Genomic DNA, 23,915 nt, shown 5'->3' with positions numbered 1-23,915 from the left:
CTTTACTTTTTCAGATTCTCACGAAATTTATCTGCGTATTTTTTAATCACTTCCACAGTAAATTCTTCCTCTTCTTCTACTCGACCAATCACCAGCACGCCACTCATTTTCTCGATAATATCTTCAGTGGTTTTTGTCTCATTTCCGCTGTAAATAATCCCGAAGCAATCTAAACCGCGACTACGCAAAGCTTCAATGCTTAATAATGTATGGTTAATGCTTCCCAGATAATGACGTGAAACCAGAATAACTTTATCTGTTGGCGCAATTAAATCAGCAATAGTTTCAGAATCGCTTATTGGAACCAACAAACCACCGGCGCCTTCTACAACCAAAGCGTTTTCGGTTTGTGGCCGAATTATAGTTTTTGAAGAAACTTGTACTCCATCAATTTCTGCAGCTGCATGCGGACTCATAGGCGTCTTCAAAGCAAAGGCGTTTTTATGGAATTTGGTCTTTTTATTACTAATTAAACGCTCCACTTTATGCGTATCTGAATTATCCAGATCACCCGCCTGAATCGGTTTCCAGTAATCGGCTTTCAAAGCTTCGGTCACAATTGCCGAGATCATGGTTTTACCAACTTCAGTATCGATACCGGTGATAAAATAAGATTGTTTCATTTTAAATTAAATTTGTGTTTGCAGTTCTCGCAGCGATAAGAATACTTGGTGTACATTGGTAAAACCGAAAAAATAAAACCTACAAAAAAGTAGATAAAGGATTTAAAATCTGTTATCGTGGTATAATACGCCACTTTTTCGCTATTACAATTAGGGCAATGGATAGCATGCCCACTATCATCCAAAGAATATTTTGAAATATCGTTTAAAACCTCCTTGGCTTTTAACTCATCTTCAGCATTTACCATTAATTGAACACCGCCAATTGCCGTGCTAATTAAGGGATCTGTATTTATCGTATGCTCGTTATTAAGGATCACATTTATATCCTCTGCTTCTAACCGAGATTTCACTATCTGAGCTTCTGCGGGGTACTGAAAAGTCGCTACTATTTTAAAACTATTATGCATGATGATCTTGATTGATTAGCTGTGCAAGTAATTGCACGATTCCTTTTATTTCTTCTTCGGAATTAAAACTATGCAGGCAGAAACGGAGTCTTTCTTTTCCCTTGGGAACCGTGGGTGAAAGAATTGGTTTTACCAGATATTGATTTTGTTGAAATTTTGAAGCAATTTTTTTTACCACATCGTTTCCCGGAATTATCGCACATTGAATAGCCGACTCACTTTCGATAAAATAATGGTTGATTTTAGCCAATTTTAATTCGCTTTTAAAACATCGAATATTGGCTTTTAGTATTCCTAAAACTGAATTATCCTGAGCTAATTGCTTAAAAACCGCTAGTACTGTCGCAACTGCATGCGGTGGCAATCCCGTGGTATAAATAAAACTTCGTGCAAAGTTGAAAAGATAGGTTTTAAGTGCTGAATTTCCCAAAATTACCGCTCCGTGTGCACCAATGGCCTTCCCGAAGGTATGGATCCTGGCGAAAACTTTGTTATGTAATTCAAGTTCACATACTAAGCCTTCTCCATGCACGCCAAAAACGCCAGTGCTATGTGCTTCGTCTACGATGAGAAAGAAATTATTTTCTTCGGAAAAATGAGCCAAATCCTGCAAAGGAGCAAGATCGCCATCCATCGAAAAGACAGCTTCTGTAACTATATAAACTGATGTGTTTTCTGAAATTTCCTGTCTTGAAATTTTATGCTGTAAATCACCAATATCGTTATGCTGAAATTTATAAGCTTTAGCATTGCTCATTGAAATTCCATCCCGAATACTGGCATGAATCAATTCATCATAAAAAATAAGATCGCCTTTTTGCGGCACTGAAGAAAAGAAACCAATATTAGCATCGTAACCCGAATTGAAAAGCAAAGCAGCTTCAGCTTGGTGAAATTCGGCTAAAAAATCTTCAGTGATTTCGTATAATTTGTGATTCCCGGAGATGAGTCGGCTACCCGTCGCGCCGTTTTGCTTCAGCTTATACTTTTCGCAAAGCCTTTGTGCTTCAGTAAAAATAGCTTCAGAATTTGCAAATCCCAGGTAATCATTAGAGTAAAAATCGACACCTTCCGCAGCAATTTTTAATTCCCTTAAAGAATTGTCCTGCGATCGTTTATCTAGGCTTTTTTTAAGCTTGGAAGGGAATTTATTCATACAGGCAAAATTACAAGTTTACCTGAATATGCCCTTACAGATTGACGAAAATTGAGTTTTGAAGCAAAAAGTTATGATTATTCTAAGAGCACCTAACTCTAAATAAGTAAAATACCTCGGGATATTATACCCTTTGACGGTGCCAATAAATGAATTACATTTTGGTATGATCTACATTATCCTCTGGAGTATCGTCGATTTCACTTTTTAGTACGTGAGAGTTTTTTTGATATTTACCTTGTAAATCGTCCATTTTGGATTTATCCCAGAGTTTATTCCCAATAAAGTAAGAAGCTCTACCAATTAAATGCGCACCAACTGGAGCAGTTAAAAACAAGAAAAGTACAATTACAAAAGTTCTTGAAGTGGTACTAAGATCATAGAAATAAAAGGCCACACCGCCCAAGAGCAAACCTACGCCAAGTGTTGCTGCTTTAGTGTTTACAGATATTCGTAAATAAGTATCTGGCATACGTATAAGACCTACTGCCGCCAATAAAACGAATAAAGTTCCTAATGTGATTATAACGCCTATAAAAATGTTCATTTCTTCTTGCTTCTTCGTTCTAAATAATAACTTAGGGCTACAGTACTTAAAAAGGCGATAAGTGCCAAAATCATTCCTGTATCTAACAATGTAGAACTACCAGAGGTAATGGTATAAACACCAATAATCCCAATTCCGGTAGTAATTAAAAGATCTAACGCAACGATTCGATCTGCAATACTTGGCCCTCTGAAGAATCTTATTAGAATAAGAATTACAGAAAATGCCAAAACTGGCAGGATTACTATTCTACAATATTCTACTAAAGTCATTATTTTAAAATCTCTAATATTCGTTTTTCAAAACCGTTTTTAATTCCAGCAATGAATTCTTCTTTATCTTTTATATACATCGCGTGTACATAAAGCACCTTCTTATCGTTAGAAACATCTAAACTTAATGTTCCAGGAGTTAGCGTGATTAAGTTTGCCAATAGCGTGATCCCTACATCACTCTGCACCGTTAATGGAACTTTTACAATCCCCGGCGTCATATTTAGTTTTGGCGTCATTACTTCCCAGGCTACCTCTAAATTTGCCTTTACCAGCTCTTTTACAAAATATAGTACAAAAAATATAAGTTTTGGAACAATGGTAAAATACTTTGCTTTCCTAGAACCCTTGGTAATTACCATTAAGATCACGTAACTTAGTACAAAACCAAATAAATAGTTAGAGAAATGAAAATCTCCTGTGAGCACCACCCACACAAATGTTAGAAGAATATTAGATACAAACCTGTTTTTCATTTTCCCTCGCTTAACTATTGTTTAAAACTGTATCGATATACTGCTGACTATTCATTAACTCGTTTGCAATCCTTGAAGATAACAATTGAATATGCTCGGCTCCAAAACCAATGTATAATGATATTAAACTTAAAAATACAATAGGAAGAATAAACTGCGTTTTCCTTGCTTTACTAATATCACTAAAATATTCGAATTTAGGTTTCTCAGGGATTTCTTTTGCGTCTTTCCAGAATACTTCTGCCCATAATTTCGCAATGATCACCAAAGTAATAAAGCTGGCAAAAATTATGGCTGCAACCGTCCAGTAATTTTCGGTTGCAAAACCTTCACCAATCAATGATATTTTTGGCCAGAATCCTGATAATGGAGGAATTCCAACTAAAGAAAATAATGGGATAAAAATCAACAAACTCAGCTTAGGATAATTTGCATAGAAACCTCCTAAAGCTCGCATACTGTTAGATGACTTTATTTTGAAGATAATCCCACTTACCATAAATAAATTGGTCTTTACCATAATATCATGAATAAGATAAAAGATCACTCCAGTAATAGCAATTTCAGTAAACATTCCTAATCCAGCGATCATATAACCTATATGACAGATTATTAAATAGGAAAATACCTTACGAACATTATTTTGAACCAATGCACCAACACCACCACTAAAAATAGTTAGGATCGCTAGCACCATAAGAATCTCTCCAAGGAAAACGTCTCCTACAAAAATGAGCGTAAACACTCTAATTAAAGCATAAACACCAACCTTGGTTAGTAATCCTCCAAATATTGCAGAAACAGCTGCCGGAGGTGTATGATATGAGGCGGGCAGCCAAAAATACAATGGAAATATCGATGCCTTTGTACCAAATCCAATTAAGAATAAAATAGCAGAAACTTCTACCAAACCTCTATTTTCTACCGCAGCAACTTTACCTGCAAGATCAGCCATGTTTAAAGAACCCGTTAAACCGTACAATACTGCAATAGCGGTTAAGAAAATTGTTGAAGCTAAAATGTTCAGCGTAAAATATTTCACAGCTCCTTCTAACTGCGCCTTTTCACCACCAATAGTGATCAATACAAACGAACTAATAATGATGATCTCAAACCAAACATAAAGGTTGAATAGATCTCCCGTTAAGAATGCCCCGGTTAAACCTAGCAGTAAAAAGTGAAATATTGGGAAATACCCAAAACGCAATCGATCTTTTATGACTGAACCGGCTGAAAATATTGAAACAGCTAGTCCTGAAAGCGCCGTTAATAACACCAAAGTAACCGCCAAGGTATCTGCCACAAAAACGATCCCAAAAGGCGCATCCCAGTTACCGGCATTTACTTTTTGAGTTCCGTTTTCCCAAACATAATAAAAAACATAGCTGGAAAGTAGTACAGCAATAATACTTCCGGTAATGCTAATTACTTTTTGAGCATTAATCTTATTCCAAAAAAACATCAACACGATGCTTAGGAATAATTGAAATAATAATGGATATATGATTAATTGTTGCATCATGAATCTTCGTCGGTTGCGTTCATTTCGTCCAGATCGTCTGTTCTTACCACCTTATGGGCTCTTTTTACAAGAATAATGGCAAAAGACTGCAATCCAAAACTAATTACAATAGCAGTTAATATAAGCGCCTGCGGAACAGGATCTGCATATGCTTCTAAAAAAACTTTAGAATTTTCAGGAATTATAGGTGGCAGACCTTTTGTAATTCTTCCCAACAGAAAAATTAAAAGGTTAGCACCGTTTCCTAATAAGATTATACCGATAATGAGTTTTACCAAACTACGTCTTAAGATCATATAAATCCCAGATGCATAAAGTAACCCTACTAAAATAGCTAATAATATCTCCATAATTAAGGCGCTTCAGAAATTGTAAAAATGATCGTTAGCGTTACTCCTACAACAACAAGATAAACACCCATATCAAAAAACATTGCAGATCCTACACTTCCTAAAACAGGAACATGACCGTGATACCAAAGTCCCGTCATAAAAGGATCTCCTGCAAAAATTATAGGTGCCAGGCCACTAAAAAAAGATAAAGCCAATCCAGCAGGCATTAAAAACCCGGGATGAAATCTTAACAGTGATTTTGTGTTTTTTAATCCGTTTGCAAAAGAATGCAACACAAAAGCTATGGCGGCTATTAATCCACCAACAAATCCACCTCCTGGAAGGTAGTGCCCTCTTAAAAGAATAAAAATGGAGAACAGTAATAATACCGGTAAAAGGTAATTAGATGCTGTTCTTAATATTATGGTTTTCATAAACTCTTAATTACTGAACTCTATCTGTTCTTTTTAATCTTAACTTCAATAATCCAAATACTCCAATTGCGGCAATGGTTAATACTGAAATCTCTATCATAGTATCTGCACCCCTGAAATCTACCAGGATTACATTCACTACGTTTTTACCATGAGCCATGATATACGAATTTTCTGCGTAGAAATCTCCAATCTCGGTATTTACAGGTTCAGAAAGTACTTCTAAAGCCAAAACAGCGATAATTCCACCAAAAACCAAGGATAAAATTCCATCGCGAATACGCATTTTATGATCCTGGATCTTAAGATATCTTGGTAAACGATACAATACCAATACAAATAAGATCACTGTTAAGGTATCGATAGAAAACTGCGTCATCGCCAGATCTGGCGCACTATAAAATACAAATACAAGACAAATTGTTAAACCTACCACACCCATTGCAACTACGGCAGATAAACGACTACTTGTAAATACCGTGAATAAGATCGCAATACACATAATGATAAAGACTACTAACTCGTAAAAACTCACATTAGATAGTATTGCCGGATCGATATTGAATTTCGTATTGCCAATCATTGTGTAACCAACCATCCCAATAAGGAAAAAGATGATTATAAACACATAATTTCTTAAATAACCATTCTGAAAAACTCGGGTCCAAAATGAAGAAAGATAAGTAAATCCAACATTAAATTTCTCCATTAAACTTTTAGGACTAGCAGATTCTAACTTTCCTACGGCGGTTTCTAATTTAGCTGAAGGTTTTAGCGCAAAATAAAGTGTAGTCCCTACAGCTATAGTTACTAAACTTAAAATAAACACCGTATTAAACCCATGCCATAAGGCCAAATGAATTTCACCAGCTTCTCCGCCTAAAGCTGAAACTACGGGTTTTATCAAAGAGCCTTCTATGATAAAAGGCATTACCCCGAAAACCAAACTCAATACCGCTAAAAGTATTGGTGGCACCCACATGAATGGGCCGGGCATTTTTGTATCTTTTAAATTCTCTGGTAAACTTCCCTGAAATGGTTTTATACCAGCCACGAAACCTGCCCAAAGCAATAATATTTTTGTGATCACAATACCTACAACTAATATAGTCGCAATGATTGGTGCATGCATGGTTGCTTCATAAGTTAACTCTTTTCCTAAGAAACCTATGGTTGGCGGAATACCTGCACTAGAAATTGCAGCAATGATCGCTGCAATACCTACCGGCATTAAAACCTTACGCAAACCAGAAAGTGCAGTTACATCACGCGTTCCCGTTTGATGATCTATGATTCCCGTAGTTAAGAAAAGTGTTGCTTTATAAAGTGCGTGAACTATTATAAAAACAGCGGCTGCGGTAAATGACTCTGTAGTTCCCATACCAATTAGGAACATCAGGATCCCTAAAGCCGATATTGTTGAATACGCAAGCACTCCTTTAAGATCTGTTCTAAAAAGCGAATGAAATGCCGAATAAAGCATTGTAACCGCTCCAACAACAATTAGAGTTGTATTCCAGATTTCTTCTCCTCCAAGAACCGGAGTAAAGCGCATTACCAAATAAATCCCGGCTTTTACCATGGTTGCAGAGTGCAAATAAGTAGAAACTGGTGTTGGCGCCTTCATCGCTCCTGGTAACCAAAAATGAAATGGAAACTGAGCAGATTTAGTAAAGGCCGCACCAAAAAGTAAGATCACTGCAACAGTATAATATTCGTGACCTTTTATTAATTCAGGAGACATATTTAGCATTTCAGCAATACTAAAAGTTCCTGTTATATTTCCTAAAACAATAACTCCTGCTAACAGGAACATTCCGCCTAAACCTGTAATTCCAAGCGCAGTTAAAGCAGATTTTCTCGAAGCTTCCTGGGTATTATTAAAACCAATCAAGAAGAACGAACTAATACTGGTTAATTCCCAAAATGTAAATAAACTTATCACATTATCAGAAAGCACCAATCCTAGCATCGCTGCCATAAATACACTTAAATAACCATAAAAACGATCTAAATATTTATGGTGGTGCAAATAAGCCGATGTGTAAGCAAAAACCAGGAAACCAATCCCGGTGATCATAAGGCAGAATAAGAGTGAAAGTCCGTCTAAAGTAAATCCAAGATTCACCCCAAAAGAAGGTACCCAGTTATAACTTTCTTTAACTATGTTGCCTTCCATGATTTCTGGAATGAACTGAAGAAAGTAAACGAACAGTCCCAAAGGGATCAGCGCAGATAGAACAGCAAACTTCCCTTTAAAAAACTTTCCTGCGAAAACTAAGAGTATTGCAAATAAAAATCCTAAAAGTATTGCTGATATCATAATTGACTAAAAATCCGTTCCTCGCAAATATAATAGTTATTATTTAAGTTCTATGCGAATTATAAGCGTTAAATATAAGGAGTTCTGCGGACTTTGCAATTTCTTAATGTTTCTTAGTGAGATATAGTTGTTTAGAAGTCTTCTTAATAAGATAGTAAAAAATAATCTTTTCAAAAATTATCGAAAAACAATAATTTTAATTAATATTGTTATTGATAAACGATAATTAATTTTACTATGCGACCGCCAATCCTTCTTAAAACCATTCTTGATATTTGCTTTATATTTTCAGCCTTTTCTTTAGTGGTTTTTCTCATAAGCCTTATAATCACTTTCTCTACGGGAACAGATCTTTCATTTGTTTCTATTGAAAAACCACCCGAGAATATTAACAATTTTGCGTTATGGGGATTAATATTGATCGAAGTAATTAAAACATTTGCTTTCGTTTATGGTCTCTACGTGCTACGCAAATTAATTAGAAGTTTCTTCGGAAATAAACTCTACACAAAACTGCAAATAGCTTCTTTAAATCTTAGCGGAAGATTGATCTGCCTATCTGTAATTCTTGGTGCTGTTTCTGAATTTTTAAAAGCAATGATCGTGGATAGTCGTATCGAATTAAACTTTGGTTTTGAGTTTTCCTTCAGCTCTTTTTGGATCATTCTTGCCTTCGGTATATTCCTCATCTTTTTAAGTAAGGTTTTTGAGAACGCACGGCAGTTAAAGCAAGAAAACGAACTAACCATATAAAATTGATCATTATGAAATGGCATCTCAGCATTCTTAAACTTATAAGCATTGTACTAATTATTGTATTAATCTTATCAGCTGCAATAAATATATTCGGCGCAATACAACAATTTGAATTTTTCAACGATCTAGCCAATTCCTTTTATTTTAAAAGCTACTTCCCAAAAAGGAGTTTCGAATATTCTTTAACCGGGCAAATTATTTTCTATGCCATAAATGCTTTACTGTTTCTTTACCTTACTTATGGCCTGAGAACTGCACCTAAATTAATTAGTGAAACATCAGAGGAAAATTTATTTTATCAACATCAGGCAATAGAAATAAGAAAGATATCCATCGCTATCATTGTTTACGCGAAAATTAAATTTTTACTCATATTATGCGTTGACGCATTCTTTCTAATGGCTCCATTTAATGTTCTAGGTTTTATTCCCTCATTTCTGATATTATACATTTTGGGTAAGATTTTGATTCTTTTCAGTAAAATTGTAGAAAAGGGCGAATTGATCAAGCAAGAAAACGAACTTACGATCTAAACGATGGGGATAATCATAAATTTAGATAAGATTCTGGAGCGTGAAGGCATGAAGAGTAATGAACTCGCCGAAAAAATTGGTATTACCACCGCCAACCTTTCTATTTTAAAAACCGGAAAAGCAAAAGCTATAAGATTCTCTACTTTAGAAGCGATTTGCGAAATTTTGAATTGCCAGCCAGGCGATATTCTTGAATATTTGGATGAAAAGTAAACGACCTCGGGTATTTACCCTTTGGCAGCGCCAATAAATAATTAACTTTAACACTAAAATATACCTCATGCGATTACTCCTAATTTTTCTTTTCGTTAGCACAATAAGTTTTGCTCAGCAAAATAAATACAGTATTTCATTCGAAAATGCTGTTCATCATGAAGCTAAGATCAACATTGAATTTCCAAAAATAGCAACCGATACGTTTACGGTAAGAATGAGCAGATCCTCTCCCGGTCGTTATGCCATCCACGAATTTGCTAAAAATGTTTACGGCTTTAGAGCTACCGACGGCAATGGAAAAGAATTAAAAGTTACACGACCAAATCCATATTCCTGGGCAGTCACTGGCCACAACGGAATTGTAAATATCGAGTACACTTTATTTGCGAATCGCGGTGATGGGACTTATGCACAGATCGACCCCACTCACGCGCATTTAAATATGCCGGCGACTTTTATGTTTGCTGAAGATCTACAGGAAAGACCAATAGAAATTACTTACAATACTGAAGCTATGCCCAACTGGAAAGTTGCAACCCAGTTAAAGCATATTGAAGGAAACACCTTTACCGCTCCAAATCTTCAGTACTTTATGGATAGCCCAACCGAGATTAGTGATTTCAGAATTAAAAGTTTTGAAATTGATGGTAAGAATGTACGTTTCGTTTTACACGATCCTAGCAGTGAAGATCTGTTTAGTGAGTATTTCGAAAAAGTAAAAAAGATCGTAGAACAGGAAATGAAAGTTTATGGTGAATTACCCGATTTCGATTATGACGAATACACCTTTTTAGCCTGCTATATTCCAAATGCATCTGGAGACGGAATGGAACATCGTAACAGTACCATTTTAACCGATGTTGAGACACTGGCTAATGGTGGCATGAAAGGCAATATTGGAACTGTTTCACATGAATTTTTTCACGCCTGGAATGTAGAAAGAATACGCCCACAATCTTTAGAACCTTTCGACTTCACAAAAGCAAATATGAGCGGCGCGCTTTGGTTCGCTGAAGGTTTTACAAGTTATTACACCAATTTGATTTTATGCCGAGCAGGAATTATCTCAGCTGAAGATTATATAAACGGACTTAATGGAAGTTTCAATTATGTGTGGACATCGCCTGCGCTACAATATTTCAATCCGATTGAAATGAGTTATCAGGCACCATTTGTAGATGCGGCAACTTCGTTGGATCCTGTAAATCGTGAAAATACATTCATTTCTTATTATTCCTACGGAAGTGTTCTTGGTTTAGCCTTAGATCTCGAATTAAGGGAGAAAGATCTTAATCTTGATGATTTTATGAAACTGGTTTGGGAAACTCACGGCAAACCTGAAAAGCCATACAAAGTTGAAGACATCGAAAATTTATTGAAACAATATGCTGGCGAAACATTTGGCGAAGAATTCTTCAGTAAATATATCTACAATAGCAATATGCCAAACTATGAGCCGATATTAGCGAAAATGGGAGTGCATTTTTCAAAGAAAGATAACGGGCCATATTTGGGGATTTCCGTAGAAAATAAAAATGAAGAGGTGATCATGATCAATAATCCCAAAAAAGGTACTTCAGCTTATAAAATTGGTCTGGATAAAGGTTCAAAGATCATTTCGATCAATAATAAACCTTTAAAAACTGCCGAAGAATTCGATAATATCACTTCAGCATTAAAACCGGGAGAAAAAATCAGTGTAAAATTCAGCAATTATGGTGAAGAAAAAACTGCAGAAGTAGCCGTAGGGAAAAATCCTTCTTATGAAATAAAAATCGATCCCAAAGCGAAGAAAAAAGAACTTAAAAATCGCGAAAATTGGCTTTCTTGGAAGTAAAGTTTACGGTTAACAGCACACAGTTCACAGTAATTTTTAAAAATAGAAATAAAAAAAGCCTGTTGCGAAAACAACAGGCTTTTTTATATAATGTCAGAATTATTTTAGTCGGCTAAAATGATCGCTTTATTATCTTTCATTTCCAAAACTCCACCTTTAATTGGGTAGAATAATTCTTTTCCTTCTTGTTTAAAATCTGAAGATAACTTTGAAGTTACATCAGTACTTGAGGCAGCAAGATTAATCTTTACCGTACCATCTGTTAAAGTAGAAACGATTGGCGCGTGATTATTAAGCATCTGAAACTCACCATCCATTCCAGGAACTTTAACCGCATCGATCTCGGCTTGAAAAACAACTGCTTCTGGAGTTACGATTTCTAAATACATAGTTTTTAGTATTGAGTACTGAGTAGTTAGTAGTTAGTTCTAGATCACCAACCACTAATAGCTCTATACTATTATGATTCAGCTAGCATTTTCTCTCCAGCTTCGATAGCTTCTTCGATAGTTCCCTTAAGGTTAAAAGCTGCTTCTGGAAGATGATCTAACTCACCATCCATAATCATATTAAATCCTTTAATAGTATCTTTAATATCTACAAGCACACCTTTAAGACCCGTAAACTGCTCTGCTACGTGGAATGGCTGAGAAAGGAAACGTTGCACACGTCTTGCACGTGATACCGCAAGTTTATCTTCTTCAGAAAGTTCTTCCATACCAAGAATCGCAATAATATCCTGTAATTCTTTATAACGCTGTAATAACTCTTTTACTCGTTGTGCACAATTGTAATGATCTTTTCCTAAGATCTCTGGAGTAAGAATTCTTGAAGTAGAATCCAGAGGATCTACCGCAGGATAAATACCAAGCTCGGCAATCTTACGAGAAAGTACAGTTGTTGCATCTAAGTGAGCGAAAGTTGTCGCTGGTGCAGGGTCGGTAAGGTCATCCGCAGGAACGTAAACAGCCTGTACAGATGTAATCGAACCATTTTTAGTTGAAGTAATTCTTTCCTGCATCGCACCCATCTCTGTTGCAAGAGTTGGCTGATAACCTACCGCCGATGGCATACGACCAAGAAGTGCAGACACCTCTGAACCAGCCTGAGTAAAACGGAAAATGTTATCTACGAAGAAAAGAACATCTTTACCCTGCCCTTCTCCTGCTCCATCACGGAAGTATTCTGCGATTGTAAGACCAGATAAGGCAACACGAGCACGTGCTCCTGGTGGCTCATTCATCTGTCCAAATACGAAAGTAGCTTTAGATTCTCTCATTACATCTTTATCTACTTTTTGAAGATCCCATCCACCGTCTTCCATAGAGTGCATAAAATCATCTCCGTATTTGATAATACCAGATTCAAGCATTTCTCTAAGAAGGTCATTACCTTCACGAGTACGCTCACCTACACCGGCAAATACAGAAAGACCACCATGACCTTTCGCGATATTGTTAATTAATTCCTGAATAAGTACAGTTTTACCAACACCAGCACCACCAAATAATCCAATCTTACCACCTTTTGCATAAGGCTCGATAAGATCGATTACTTTAATACCAGTAAATAAAACTTCAGTAGAAACAGATAAGTCTTCGAATTTTGGAGCTTCACGGTGAATTGGCAATCCAGCTTCACCAGCTTTTGGTAGATTTCCTAATCCATCGATAGCGTCTCCAACTACGTTGAATAGACGCCCGTAAATATCACTTCCAATTGGCATCTGGATAGGAGCTCCGGTAGCTACAACTTCTACACCACGGCTTAACCCATCTGTAGAATCCATAGAAATAGCTCTAACAGTATCTTCTCCAATATGAGTTTGTACCTCTAAAACTAAAATAGAACCATCTTCTCTTTTAATCTCCAAAGAATCGTAGATCTTTGGTAATTCGTTATCTGAGTCGAAGGAAACATCAACTACAGGGCCAATAACCTGGGCAACTTTACCTGTTACTTTAGACATTATTAATTTCTTTAATGTTTTTTATTTAAATCTACCTACAACCTACCTAACTGATTTATAAATCTATAAATGAAAATAGGCCACAAATTTGGCTGCAAAGATAGTTTTTTCTTTATAATTTCATACTTCCAAAGAAATAACTTTTTTTATAGCCTAAAAAGTTAAGTCTTACGCAGTAAAAGTACTTAAAAAATAAGAATTATTATCCTGTACTTACCTTATTCTACGGTTACTGATTTTGCAAGATTTCGGGGTTGATCTACATTTTTGCCTAACATGACTGCAATATGATAAGACAGTAATTGTAACGGAATCGTAGTTAACAAAGGTGTAAAAGACTCGATAGTTTCAGGAATTTCGATCACGTGATCTGCAAGTTCCTTAACCTCGGTATCACCTTCTGTTACTACGCTTATAATTTTTCCTTTTCTGGATTTTATTTCCTGAATATTACTTACCACTTTTTCGTAGTGTCCTTTTCGAACAGCGATAACCACAACCGGCATTTCTTCATCAATCAATGCTATCGGCCCGTGTTTCATCTCTGCTGCCGGATAACCTTCAGCATGAATATAAGAGATCTCTTTGAGTTTAAGTGCGCCTTCTAAAGCTACCGGAAAATTATAACCTCTTCCTAAATAGATACAATTTCTTGTGTTTTTATAGGTTTCGGCAATCTCTTTTATCACTTTATCTGATTGCAGTAGCTTTTCTACTTTCTGCGGAATGGCTTCCAGCGCCTGTAAATGCAATCTAAAATCTGAAGCAGAAATGGTTCCTTTGTACTTACCAAGTTTTAACGCCATAAGAGTTAAAACGGTGATCTGTGTAGTAAATGCTTTTGTTGAAGCCACACCAATTTCTGGCCCGGCATGTGTATAAGCACCAGCCATGGTTTCTCTAGAGATCGAAGATCCTACCACATTACAAACACCAAAAACAAAAGCTCCTTTTTCTTTGGCTAATTTTATGGCAGCCATGGTATCTGCCGTTTCTCCACTTTGGGAAATAGCGATTACCACGTCGTTTTCTGTAATTACGGGATTTCGATATCTAAATTCTGAAGCATATTCCACCTCTACCGGAATACGCGCCATATCTTCAAAGATATATTCAGCTACCAAACCTGCATGCCATGACGTTCCACAACCCACAATAAGAATACGGTTGGCTTTTGATATTCTATCAAGATTATCGTCTACACCAGCCATTTTTATGATGCCTTTATCAGCAAGTAATCTACCTCTATAGGTATCGCGAATTGCATTAGGCTGCTCGTAAATTTCTTTGAGCATAAAGTGTTCGTAACCTCCTTTTTCGATCTGCTCTAAATTCAGTTGTAGTTCTTGAACGTAGGCATCAACTTCAGAATCATTAAGGATCTTGCGAACTTTTACTTCTTTACCGTGTCTTACTACAGCCATTTCACCATCTTCAAGATAGATCGCATTATTGGTATAGGCGATAAAAGGGGAAGCATCTGAAGCTATAAAGTATTCATTATCACCAATACCTATTGCCAAAGGACTTCCTAATCTGGCAACAACAATTTCATCTGGCTTCCTTTTATCAAAAACAGCAATAGCATAAGCTCCTACTGTTTGATTTAAAGCGATCTGTACTGCTTTACCAAGCTTCACACCTTCATTCTTAATTACATCTTCTATAAGATTTACAAGAACTTCAGTATCGGTATCACTTTGAAAGGTATATCCACGCTTTTTTAATTCTTTTCGCAACGAATCGTAATTCTCGATGATCCCATTATGAATGATCGCAAGATTACCAGAATTCGATAAATGTGGATGTGAATTTGTATCGTTTGGTTGCCCGTGGGTTGCCCAACGGGTATGACCTATCCCAATAGAACCATTTGAAGTAATAGATTCCTGGACTTTCTTTTCAAGATCAACAACTTTTCCTTTGGTTTTGCAAACCTTTAAAGCTTCACCGTCATAAAGTGCTATTCCTGCACTATCATAACCGCGATACTCCAAACGTTTTAAACCTTTAATAACAACATCGTAAGCATCTCTATGCCCAATGTATCCTACTATTCCGCACATATTAAGATTTGGGTTACAGGTCTGTATCTGTATAGTAAACCCTTAGCTTAAGTCGTCTATTCTCGTTTGAAGATCCAGAACCGTAAAACACCGCACCCTCTGGAGTAATCGTCGAGGCAGCAGGAGCCACTTCTACATCATCCTCTCCAGGAATATCTGGCATACTTTCTCTTACCGCAACATTTGTAGTTTGTTGAATATTTGAAGTTACCGAAACACCTAATCTAACACCTGTAGAATCATTTTCTAAAAGATTAATAACATGCTGAGTTAATCTTAAAGTGTATTTCGTTTCTCCAGTACTCTCATCTGTTTCGGGCAACGAAGAAAAAATGGTTCTAGAATTCAAAGGATCATTTTGATTCGCACTAGGATCTAGACTATAATCGATCAAGACCGCATTATTACTAAGATCGTAAAGATAAAGACGTGAAGGAGCGTTTGCACCATTCATTAAATCTGTATTCAGATAAAGTTCAAGATTTGCTTCATTGATCAAAATATTTTGAGATCTAAGATCTGCAAGGTCTTCCTGATCAAATAATTCAACTACTCCAAGCGTACCTTCACCGCCATCAAGATAAAGATTTTCTGAGCCACTGGCAATGTTTTGCTGAATTTGCTCTGGATATTCTCCTTCGAATGTATTTACAATGTTAGCTCCAAAATCGATTCCTAAACTATCTACGAAAGTTTCTTCTACCGTTTCTCCATCGTCATCTGTAGTTTCCTGAAGATAAGAGTAATAAATATTTATACCGGCATCGGCTCCTGTAAAATTAAATAAAGCCATACTACCTTCGTTAGCAATAGGCTCTGCCTTAAACATTAAACCTCTAAAATAATCGTAGAAATTGCTGGCACTAGAAAGTTCTGCACTTCCTTCCATATCTACGATCTTTTGCTGAAAATAGTTTCTATTTAAATGAACTCTTAAAGCTGGAGCACTGTAAGTTGTATCTGCTTCTCCTTCGTCATTTTCACCTATAAAACGAATTCTATCTGTTGAAGGGACAAAATTCTCGTTCACATATATAGAATCTTCAGTAAGAAACTGCTCGAAAAGCGACTGCTGATCTGAATAATATCGCTGGGCTCTCTCAAAATCTTCTGAAGGATCCAGATCGTTAAGAAAATATCGAGATTCTCTAATACTCAATCGAAAACCACCATCACCATAAACAGAATCTAACTCGAATATTGGATCACCGTTATCATCTACATCTTCTCTACTAAAATAAGGTAAGTTTAAAACCACACTATCCAAAATAGCCCCTTCTGGAAACTCTGGCGAGGTAGTTCCTAAACGCAACTGCGATAACACACTTGCAGACTTCTCCCCAAAAACCGGGTGATTATAAACTCCCAAAAGTTTTGGATTTGGTGTATTGGTTTGGATAGATTTTAAGTCTACGGTATATGCATTGATATCGTATTCTCGTAATTGCACCCCCGATGGATTCTCTATAATCTCTCCTCCTATATTGCTAAAATCATCATCACAAGATGCTAAAAGAAAAATAACAACAAATACTGTTGTTATTTTTAAAATCCCTCTGTATAAATTCATGTAAATAAGAATTACTATTCCGCTAATACTTTTGTAGTATAAAAATCTTGATATGCCTGTGAGAATTCTTCTCTTGTTTTATACGGAAGTAATGGTTTATTGATTTTTTTCAAATAATCCAGTAAACCTTCTGGTAGATCATCACTACCAACAATTACAGCGTCTGAATTATCTGCAGCCGTTTTGGCCAAATTCACAAAACTTGGTTCTTTAAGATGCTTAAGATCTCTTTTTTCCATTCCGTCAAACAAGACTTTATCTCTCATCTCTTCATTTAACGTCCCTTCAAAGTTTTCATTGTAAATAGAAGTCACAATTTTTGCATCTTTAAAGAGCGGCTCATTTCCGTAGAAATGTCTTAAGTATAATGGCAGCATATAAGCCAACCAACCATGAACGTGAATTACATCTGGAGACCAGTTTAATTTTTTAACTGTTTCGATAACACCTTTTGCAAAAAAGATGGCTCGTTCGTCGTTATCATCAAAAAGATTACCATCTTCATCAGATAACGTAGCCTTTCTCTTAAAATAATCTTCATTATCGATAAAGTAAACCTGCATTCTTTCTTTTGGGATAGAAGCAACTTTTATGATCAATGGCATATCTAGATCATTGATCACCATATTCATCCCAGAAAGCCGAATAACCTCATGTAGTTGGTGGCGTCGTTCATTTATATTACCAAATCTTGGCATAAAAATTCGAATTTGCCCTCCAATGTTATTCACCATTTTTGCGGCTTCAAAAGATGTGGATGATATTTCGGTTTCAGGTAAGTAAGGTATAACTTCAGACGAGACGTACAATATCCTCTTATCTTTCATATAATTTTTCTTTAAAGTGCGGTTGCGAACAAAAAACACGCAAAATTACAAAATTTTATGCAGATTGCCAGAGATATATTAAGTTTGCACGCTGTTAATTTTAAATTACGATGCAGGTTTTTAAAGAAAAAGAACTTTTAGATCAACGCTTATCACAGGTAAAGCTTGCCGGTAAAACCATTGGTTTGGTTCCAACCATGGGCGCTTTACACGATGGGCATTTATACCTTGTAAAAGAAGCACTTAAATCCTGCGACCAGGTTGTTGTAAGTATATTTGTGAACCCAACACAATTTGATAATCCAGACGATCTGGAAAAGTATCCCAGGAATCTCGAAAAAGACATTAATTTAATTAAGAATATTTCTGAAGAAATTATTGTTTTTACTCCAAATGCTAATGAATTATACGGTGATTTGATCGCTTCAGAACATTTTGATTTCGACGGACTCGACATCGTAATGGAAGGAAAACACCGAACCGGACATTTTGACGGTGTAGGAACAGTAGTGAAACTTTTATTTAAGGCTGTACAACCTAACAAAGCTTTCTTTGGTGAAAAAGATTACCAGCAATTACAAATTATAAGAAAGCTCACCGAAATAGAGAATATTCCTGTTGAAATCGTTGGTTGCCCTATCCTAAGAGAAGAATCCGGTCTTGCAAGGAGTAGCCGTAACGAACGACTTAATGATTTGCAACGCGAAAAAGCAGCCTTTATCTTTGAAACGCTAAAAGAAACGAAAACGCTTTTTGGCACAAAAAGTGCAAATTATATTAATGAATGGGTAGAACAACAATTTAAGAATTATCCGTTCTTAGAACTGGAATATTTTGAAATATCCAATGCTAAAACTTTAAAGAAATTAACTGAAAAAAGAGAGGGAGAACACTATCGCGCCTTTATCGCTGCTTATGCAGGAGACATTAGGCTAATCGATAATCTTGCTCTCAATAATTAAAAATCATGCAAGTTCACGTAGTAAAATCTAAAATTCATCGTGTTAAAGTAACTGGTGCCGATCTAAATTATATTGGTAGTATCACCATCGACGAAGATTTGATGGACGCCGCCAACATAATCGAAGGCGAAAAAGTACAGATCGTTAATAACAATAACGGCGAGCGCCTAGAAACTTACGCTATTCCTGGACCACGAAATTCTGGTGAGATCACTTTAAATGGGGCTGCCGCCAGAAAAGTAGCTAAGGGTGACGTTCTTATCTTAATTTGTTACGCCCTTATGGATTTCGAAGAAGCTAAAAGTTTTAAACCTGCAATCGTTTTTCCTAACGAAGAAAACAATTTGCTTAACTAAAATTTGCCTGTTTGAATCCTAAACTTAAAAAGATACTAAAAACTATAATCCCCCTTTTATTGGGGATTTTTTTAATCTGGTATAGTTATAACAGTGCAACTCCTGCTGAAAGAGCAGAACTTATTAGAAACATTAAAAAAGCTGATCCATTTTGGGTTGGCTTTTCTTTGATTTTAGGCACACTTTCTCACCTTTCCCGTGCTTATAGATGGAAATTCATGTTAGAACCTTTAGGCTACAGACCGAAGTTCAGAAACAGCTTTATGGCGGTAATGGCTGGATATTTGGCAAACCTGGGAATTCCAAGATCTGGCGAATTTCTAAGAGCAGCAACCTTAAAAACTTACGAAGATATTCCTGTTGAAAAAGGTTTTGGAACCATAATTTCTGAAAGGTTAGCCGACCTAATTATCCTTTTAAGTATTATTTCACTAGCAGTTATACTTCAAACTGAAAATGTACTTACCTATTTTGCTGAAAATAACATCAATCCAGTTTTTACCATTGGTGCTTTTGTAATTTTAGTTATTTTAGGAACACTTACCTTAATTCTAATTAAAAAATCAAAAATTCCATTTCTTAAAAAGATCAAAGACTTTGCAAAAGGCTTGCTTGAAGGAATGCGAAGCATTTTGAAAATGCGACAAAAATGGGCATTTATCTTTCATACAATCTTCATTTGGGCAATGTATGTAATGATGTTCTACGTAGCCACCTTTGCTATTCCCGAAACCAGTGATGTAGGTTTTGGCGCAATTTTAGCCGCATTCGTGGTAGGCTCCTTTGCCATCTCTGTAACTAATGGTGGTATTGGTGTTTATCCTATTGCAATTGGCGGCGTGTTAACACTTTTTAGTATATCAAGGCAAGGAGGCGAAGCTTTTGGCTGGGTAGTTTGGGCTTCACAAACGCTCTTAAACCTCGCTCTTGGCGGACTTTCATTTATTTTCCTTCCAATCCTCAACAGAAGGAAATAATTATCTATATTGAACGTCGCTAAATAAACACCTATGATTAAAAAACTACTTTTAGCGGTGGTAATTATCTTTCCGTGGATAATTTCTGCCCAAACCACCTATGAGACGATCTCTTCAGAAAAGTTAGGTGCCAGCCGAAATATTAAAATTCAGCTACCAAGAAACTACGAAAAAAATACAGAAAAGCTTTATCCGGTAGTGCTGGTATTGGATGGTGATTATCTATTTGAACCTGTTGCAGGAATGGTAGATTATTACTCGTACTGGGAAGACGCTCCAGAAATGATCGTTGTTGGGGTGAACCAAAATCGCAGCCGTGAGGCCGATTCATACTATGATGAAAACCGTTATTTACCTAGCGCAGAAGGTGCAGATTTTTTTGAATTCTTAGGAATGGAATTAATGCAAAGCATCGCTAACAAATATCGCGTAGCTCCATTTCACGTGATTGTTGGCCATGACCTTACTGCCAACTTTATGAACTTTTATCTTTTAAAGGACAACCCAATTTTTGACGCTTATATTAATCTAAGTCCAGATTATGCCCCAAAAATGAACGTTCGCCTGGGTGAAGTTTTTGAAAGGACAGAAAAAAAACTATGGTATTACCTTGCTACAGCATCAGATGATATTCCGCAGTTACAAGAATCTATAAATGCTTTCGATGCCCAGATAAAAGATTTAAACAATACGCAATTAAACTATAAGTTTGATAATTTTGAAAACGCCACGCATTACTCTTTGGTAGGAAAAGCAATTCCTTCAGCAATCGATAATATTTTTGAAATTTATCGTCCAATCTCGCAAAAAGAATATCAAACTAAATTGCTTCAAACCAGTATAAGCCTTTCAGAATATTTAGAGGATAAATACAACACCATCGACGAACTTTTTGGTCTTCAGAAACAAATAAGATTAAACGACTTTCTGGCCATCAACCAGGCAATCGAAAAAACAAGACGTTGGGAAGACTTTTTAGGCCTAAGTGACTTGGCAGCAAAACATTATCCAAACACTATGCTGGCCACGTACTTTGAAGCCAGATGGGCAGAGGAGACTGGTAGCCCCGAAAAAGCGATTAAAACTTATAAAAAAGCCTACGGGCAAGAGGCAATTTCGTTTTTAAATATCGATTTTATGCTTGAAAGAGCTAACGAAATTAAAAAAGAACACGGCCTTTAATTATCTTTGCGGCTATGGCGAAGGTAAAAACAGCATATTATTGCCAAAATTGTGGCGCGCAGTATTCTAAATGGCAGGGACGTTGTAATTCTTGCGGAGACTGGAATACGATAGTTGAAGAAATTGTTGAAAAACCAGACAAAAAAGCCTGGAAATCTTCAGCAAAAACCGAAGCAAAACGTGTTGCTAAACCTTTGCGTTTAAATGAAATTGAAACCGCTCCACAATACCGCTGGAAGACCGGAAATAACGAATTAGATCGTGTTTTAGGAGGCGGACTCGTGCCCGGCTCCTTAACACTTCTTGGCGGTGAACCGGGTATTGGAAAAAGTACACTTCTACTTCAAATTTCGTTAAGTTTCCCTTACAAAGTTTTATACGTTTCAGGAGAGGAAAGCCAGCAGCAAATAAAAATGCGGGCAGAGCGTATCGACCCAAATTCGACAAACTGCTATATCCTTACAGAGACCAAAACGCAAAATATCTTTAGGCAAATTGAAGAGGTTTCTCCGGAAGTAGTGATCATCGATTCGATTCAAACATTACATAGTGATTATATTGAAAGCGCACCCGGAAGTATTTCTCAAATTCGCGAAACTACATCTGAATTAATAAAGTTCGCTAAAGAAAGTAATGTGCCTGTAATACTAATAGGCCATATCACCAAAGAAGGAAGTATTGCCGGGCCTAAGGTTTTAGAGCACATGGTAGACACCGTGCTTCAATTCGAAGGTGATCGCAATCATGTATACCGAATTCTTCGTTCTCATAAAAACCGTTTTGGAAGTACTCACGAACTGGGGATTTACGAAATGCAGGGCAGCGGATTGCGTGAAGTAAGTAATCCTTCAGAAATATTAATTAGCAAAAACGACGAAGATCTAAGTGGCACCGCCATCGCCAGTACTTTAGAAGGCATGCGCCCGTTGATGATCGAAATTCAGGCGCTAGTGAGCACCGCCGTTTATGGTACTCCGCAGCGATCTGCAACCGGTTATAATGTAAAGCGACTAAATATGCTTTTGGCTGTTTTAGAGAAACGTGCAGGCTTTAAATTGGGCGCAAAAGATGTTTTTTTAAATATTACCGGCGGAATTAGCGTAGACGATCCTGCGATCGATCTGGCCGTTGTTGCTGCTATTTTATCGTCTAACGAGGATATTGCGATCGAGAAAGATATTTGTTTTGCTGCTGAAGTTGGTTTGGCAGGAGAAATTAGACCGGTAACCAGAGTAGATCAACGAATTTTAGAAGCCGAAAAACTTGGTTTCGCTAAGATTGTGATTTCTAAACAAAGTAAACTTCCAAAAACTTCTTATACTATTGAAGTGATCAAAGTTTCTAAGATTGAAGATGTTGTGAGTCAGCTTTTCGCATAAGTATGGCATAGTTACTGCTTCTATTTTACAAAAAATTGAAAAACTTGAAGCAGTTCTTATTTTATATATTTCTAGCCCTAATTTTTGCGTCCTGTTCTCGCTTAAATAAAGCAACAGATTTTATTACAAATCCAACTGCAAAGGAGGTTTATAAGCGCGATTTTAATATTTCAGACGAGTTATATTCACTTTGGGAACAACAGCACGAAACAGGACTTCAGGATAGTTTAAAAATAGAACTTCCTTTTGCCGAAAATGGGCATTTTTTGCCCAAATCTTTTCCCATTTACGCTTACGAAATGAATTTGAATATCGGAGAGATCTTTAATTTTGAAATCTTTACCGATTCTATAAACGACCTCGTTTTTATCGATTTTTACCGAATAACGGGCGATAGCATTAAAAGTTTCGACAAAATCGAAAGTGCTGAAATCGATCAGAAATTATTTCAATATGAAATCAAGCAATCTGGGAATTACAAAATTGTAATTCAGCCTGCGATAGAAACGCAAACTGACTTTGTGTTGAAATTCGATAAAAAACCGGCTTATTTTTTTCCGGTAGCCGGAGGACAAAACAGCAACATCCAAAGTTATTGGGGAGCTGCCAGAGATGGCGGTGCTCGTAGCCATGAAGGTATCGATATCTTTGCCAAGCGCGGTACACCCGTACTTGCCGCAACTAATGGTCGCATTGGTTTTACCGGCGAAAAAGGTCTTGGCGGCAAACAAGTTTGGTTACGCGACACCAAAAGAGGTCAATCTTTATATTATGCGCATTTAGACAGTATCGCTAAAACTTCTGGAAGTGTAAAAACAGGAGATACTTTAGGTTTCGTAGGCAATACGGGTAATGCAAGAACTACTCCGCCTCACTTACATTTTGGAATCTATAAACACGGCGCTATAAATCCGCTTTACTTCGTAGAACAAGCTGAAGAATTCAAACCTGAAATCTCAAAATTCGATAAAAAATCGACCAGTTTAATTACCAAAAGCAGTATTGCAAATCTTCGGGACAAACCAACAACTTCAAGATCCCAGATCTTAGGACAGGCAAAAAACAAGGATACGCTTCAGCTTTTAGGAAAAACCGGTGATTGGTACCATGTTCGACCTAAAAACAAAAGCGCATCATTTATTCATAAAAGTTTGGTGACTCCGTTGTGATTCAGCTTGTAGCTGTTAGCA

At 36.6% G+C, this 23,915-nt stretch carries 24 protein-coding genes; 9 read left to right on the top strand and 15 right to left on the bottom strand.

The genetic code is table 11. The features are described 5' to 3' along the window. Positions 1-2: 2 nt before the first annotated feature. The 10 genes from bioD to INR75_RS05775 all read right to left on the bottom strand — a co-directional run bounded on the left by bioD (position 3) and on the right by INR75_RS05775 (position 8,095). Complete coding sequence (bioD, locus tag INR75_RS05820) at positions 3-623, bottom strand: dethiobiotin synthase (RefSeq protein ID WP_223091143.1); 621 nt, start codon at positions 621-623, stop codon at positions 3-5. Beyond that, on the bottom strand, positions 620-1,033 hold the full coding sequence (locus INR75_RS05815) for a DUF2007 domain-containing protein (RefSeq protein ID WP_223091142.1): 414 nt from the start codon (positions 1,031-1,033) through the stop codon (positions 620-622). The genes bioD and INR75_RS05815 overlap by 4 nt, the downstream gene beginning before the upstream one ends. Next, positions 1,026-2,189, bottom strand: a complete 1,164-nt coding sequence (locus INR75_RS05810; protein WP_223091141.1) for a pyridoxal phosphate-dependent aminotransferase family protein — start codon at positions 2,187-2,189, stop codon at positions 1,026-1,028. The genes INR75_RS05815 and INR75_RS05810 overlap by 8 nt, the downstream gene beginning before the upstream one ends. 154 nt (positions 2,190-2,343) lie before the next feature. Next, positions 2,344-2,736 (bottom strand): monovalent cation/H(+) antiporter subunit G, encoded by a 393-nt coding sequence (gene mnhG, locus INR75_RS05805; RefSeq protein ID WP_084841173.1) that lies wholly within the window; start codon positions 2,734-2,736, stop codon positions 2,344-2,346. Beyond that, a complete protein-coding gene (locus INR75_RS05800) occupies positions 2,733-3,008 on the bottom strand; it encodes a cation:proton antiporter (protein WP_084841172.1) in 276 nt (91 codons plus the stop codon). Before INR75_RS05800 ends, mnhG begins: the two co-directional genes overlap by 4 nt. Next, positions 3,008-3,484 carry a Na+/H+ antiporter subunit E gene (locus INR75_RS05795; protein ID WP_084841171.1) on the bottom strand — a complete coding sequence of 159 codons (477 nt, stop codon included), beginning with the start codon at positions 3,482-3,484 and terminating at the stop codon, positions 3,008-3,010. The genes INR75_RS05800 and INR75_RS05795 overlap by 1 nt, the downstream gene beginning before the upstream one ends. Positions 3,485-3,494: 10 nt before the next feature. Continuing rightward, positions 3,495-5,006: a proton-conducting transporter membrane subunit gene (locus tag INR75_RS05790; RefSeq protein WP_223091140.1), complete on the bottom strand. Its 1,512-nt coding sequence runs from the start codon at positions 5,004-5,006 to the stop codon at positions 3,495-3,497. Further along, complete coding sequence (locus INR75_RS05785; RefSeq protein ID WP_084841169.1) at positions 5,003-5,356, bottom strand: Na+/H+ antiporter subunit C; 354 nt, start codon at positions 5,354-5,356, stop codon at positions 5,003-5,005. Before INR75_RS05785 ends, INR75_RS05790 begins: the two co-directional genes overlap by 4 nt. A gap of 2 nt (positions 5,357-5,358) precedes the next feature. Then, positions 5,359-5,772, bottom strand: a complete 414-nt coding sequence (locus tag INR75_RS05780; protein ID WP_223091139.1) for a Na+/H+ antiporter subunit B — start codon at positions 5,770-5,772, stop codon at positions 5,359-5,361. Between the two features lie 10 nt (positions 5,773-5,782). Next, positions 5,783-8,095 carry a putative monovalent cation/H+ antiporter subunit A gene (locus INR75_RS05775; protein ID WP_223091138.1) on the bottom strand — a complete coding sequence of 771 codons (2,313 nt, stop codon included), beginning with the start codon at positions 8,093-8,095 and terminating at the stop codon, positions 5,783-5,785. A 237-nt stretch (positions 8,096-8,332) separates the two neighbouring features. On the opposite strand from INR75_RS05775, the gene INR75_RS05770 reads away from it, so the two are divergent. The 3 genes from INR75_RS05770 (at position 8,333) to INR75_RS05755 (ending at position 11,437) form a co-directional block, all read left to right on the top strand. Beyond that, a complete protein-coding gene (locus tag INR75_RS05770; RefSeq protein WP_223091137.1) occupies positions 8,333-8,848 on the top strand; it encodes a DUF2975 domain-containing protein in 516 nt (171 codons plus the stop codon). Positions 8,849-9,387: 539 nt separating this feature from the next. After that, the gene (locus tag INR75_RS05760; protein WP_092540052.1) at positions 9,388-9,597 is read left to right on the top strand and encodes a helix-turn-helix transcriptional regulator; all 210 of its coding nucleotides are present in this window, start codon (positions 9,388-9,390) and stop codon (positions 9,595-9,597) included. Between the two features lie 67 nt (positions 9,598-9,664). Beyond that, a complete protein-coding gene (locus INR75_RS05755) occupies positions 9,665-11,437 on the top strand; it encodes a M61 family metallopeptidase (protein ID WP_223091135.1) in 1,773 nt (590 codons plus the stop codon). A 104-nt stretch (positions 11,438-11,541) separates the two neighbouring features. Here INR75_RS05755 and INR75_RS05750 read toward each other — a convergent pair whose 3' ends face one another. From INR75_RS05750 to INR75_RS05730, 5 genes are all read right to left on the bottom strand, one after another. Continuing rightward, positions 11,542-11,826, bottom strand: coding sequence for a F0F1 ATP synthase subunit epsilon (locus INR75_RS05750; protein ID WP_092540050.1), 285 nt, complete (start codon positions 11,824-11,826; stop codon positions 11,542-11,544). Between the two features lie 71 nt (positions 11,827-11,897). Further along, positions 11,898-13,406: a F0F1 ATP synthase subunit beta gene (gene atpD, locus INR75_RS05745; RefSeq protein WP_084841161.1), complete on the bottom strand. Its 1,509-nt coding sequence runs from the start codon at positions 13,404-13,406 to the stop codon at positions 11,898-11,900. Between the two features lie 218 nt (positions 13,407-13,624). Further along, entirely contained in the window at positions 13,625-15,472 is a 1,848-nt protein-coding gene (gene glmS / locus INR75_RS05740; protein WP_223091134.1) for a glutamine--fructose-6-phosphate transaminase (isomerizing), read from the bottom strand. Between the two features lie 13 nt (positions 15,473-15,485). Next, a complete protein-coding gene (locus tag INR75_RS05735) occupies positions 15,486-17,042 on the bottom strand; it encodes a DUF4270 domain-containing protein (RefSeq protein ID WP_223091133.1) in 1,557 nt (518 codons plus the stop codon). 14 nt (positions 17,043-17,056) lie between these two features. Continuing rightward, the gene (locus INR75_RS05730) at positions 17,057-17,869 is read right to left on the bottom strand and encodes a glycogen/starch synthase (protein WP_223091132.1); all 813 of its coding nucleotides are present in this window, start codon (positions 17,867-17,869) and stop codon (positions 17,057-17,059) included. A 110-nt stretch (positions 17,870-17,979) separates the two neighbouring features. Between INR75_RS05730 and panC the strand changes: the two genes are divergently transcribed. Genes panC through INR75_RS05700 form a run of 6 tightly spaced genes read left to right on the top strand, consistent with a single transcriptional unit; the run spans position 17,980 to position 23,894 of the window. Then, on the top strand, positions 17,980-18,831 hold the full coding sequence (panC, locus tag INR75_RS05725; protein ID WP_223091131.1) for a pantoate--beta-alanine ligase: 852 nt from the start codon (positions 17,980-17,982) through the stop codon (positions 18,829-18,831). A gap of 5 nt (positions 18,832-18,836) precedes the next feature. After that, the gene (gene panD, locus INR75_RS05720; RefSeq protein ID WP_092540044.1) at positions 18,837-19,187 is read left to right on the top strand and encodes an aspartate 1-decarboxylase; all 351 of its coding nucleotides are present in this window, start codon (positions 18,837-18,839) and stop codon (positions 19,185-19,187) included. An 11-nt stretch (positions 19,188-19,198) separates the two neighbouring features. Then, entirely contained in the window at positions 19,199-20,164 is a 966-nt protein-coding gene (locus INR75_RS05715) for a lysylphosphatidylglycerol synthase transmembrane domain-containing protein (protein ID WP_223091130.1), read from the top strand. Positions 20,165-20,197: 33 nt separating this feature from the next. Then, positions 20,198-21,346 carry an alpha/beta hydrolase gene (locus INR75_RS05710; protein ID WP_223091129.1) on the top strand — a complete coding sequence of 383 codons (1,149 nt, stop codon included), beginning with the start codon at positions 20,198-20,200 and terminating at the stop codon, positions 21,344-21,346. Between the two features lie 14 nt (positions 21,347-21,360). Continuing rightward, complete coding sequence (gene radA / locus INR75_RS05705; RefSeq protein WP_223091128.1) at positions 21,361-22,725, top strand: DNA repair protein RadA; 1,365 nt, start codon at positions 21,361-21,363, stop codon at positions 22,723-22,725. 44 nt (positions 22,726-22,769) lie between these two features. Continuing rightward, entirely contained in the window at positions 22,770-23,894 is a 1,125-nt protein-coding gene (locus INR75_RS05700; protein WP_255584653.1) for a M23 family metallopeptidase, read from the top strand. Positions 23,895-23,915 lie beyond the last annotated feature (21 nt).

This window comes from Zunongwangia sp. SCSIO 43204 (assembly GCF_019904275.1).
In the GTDB taxonomy this organism is placed as follows: Bacteria; Bacteroidota; Bacteroidia; order Flavobacteriales; family Flavobacteriaceae; genus Zunongwangia; species Zunongwangia mangrovi.
This window is presented reverse-complemented; position numbering and strand designations above follow the sequence as displayed.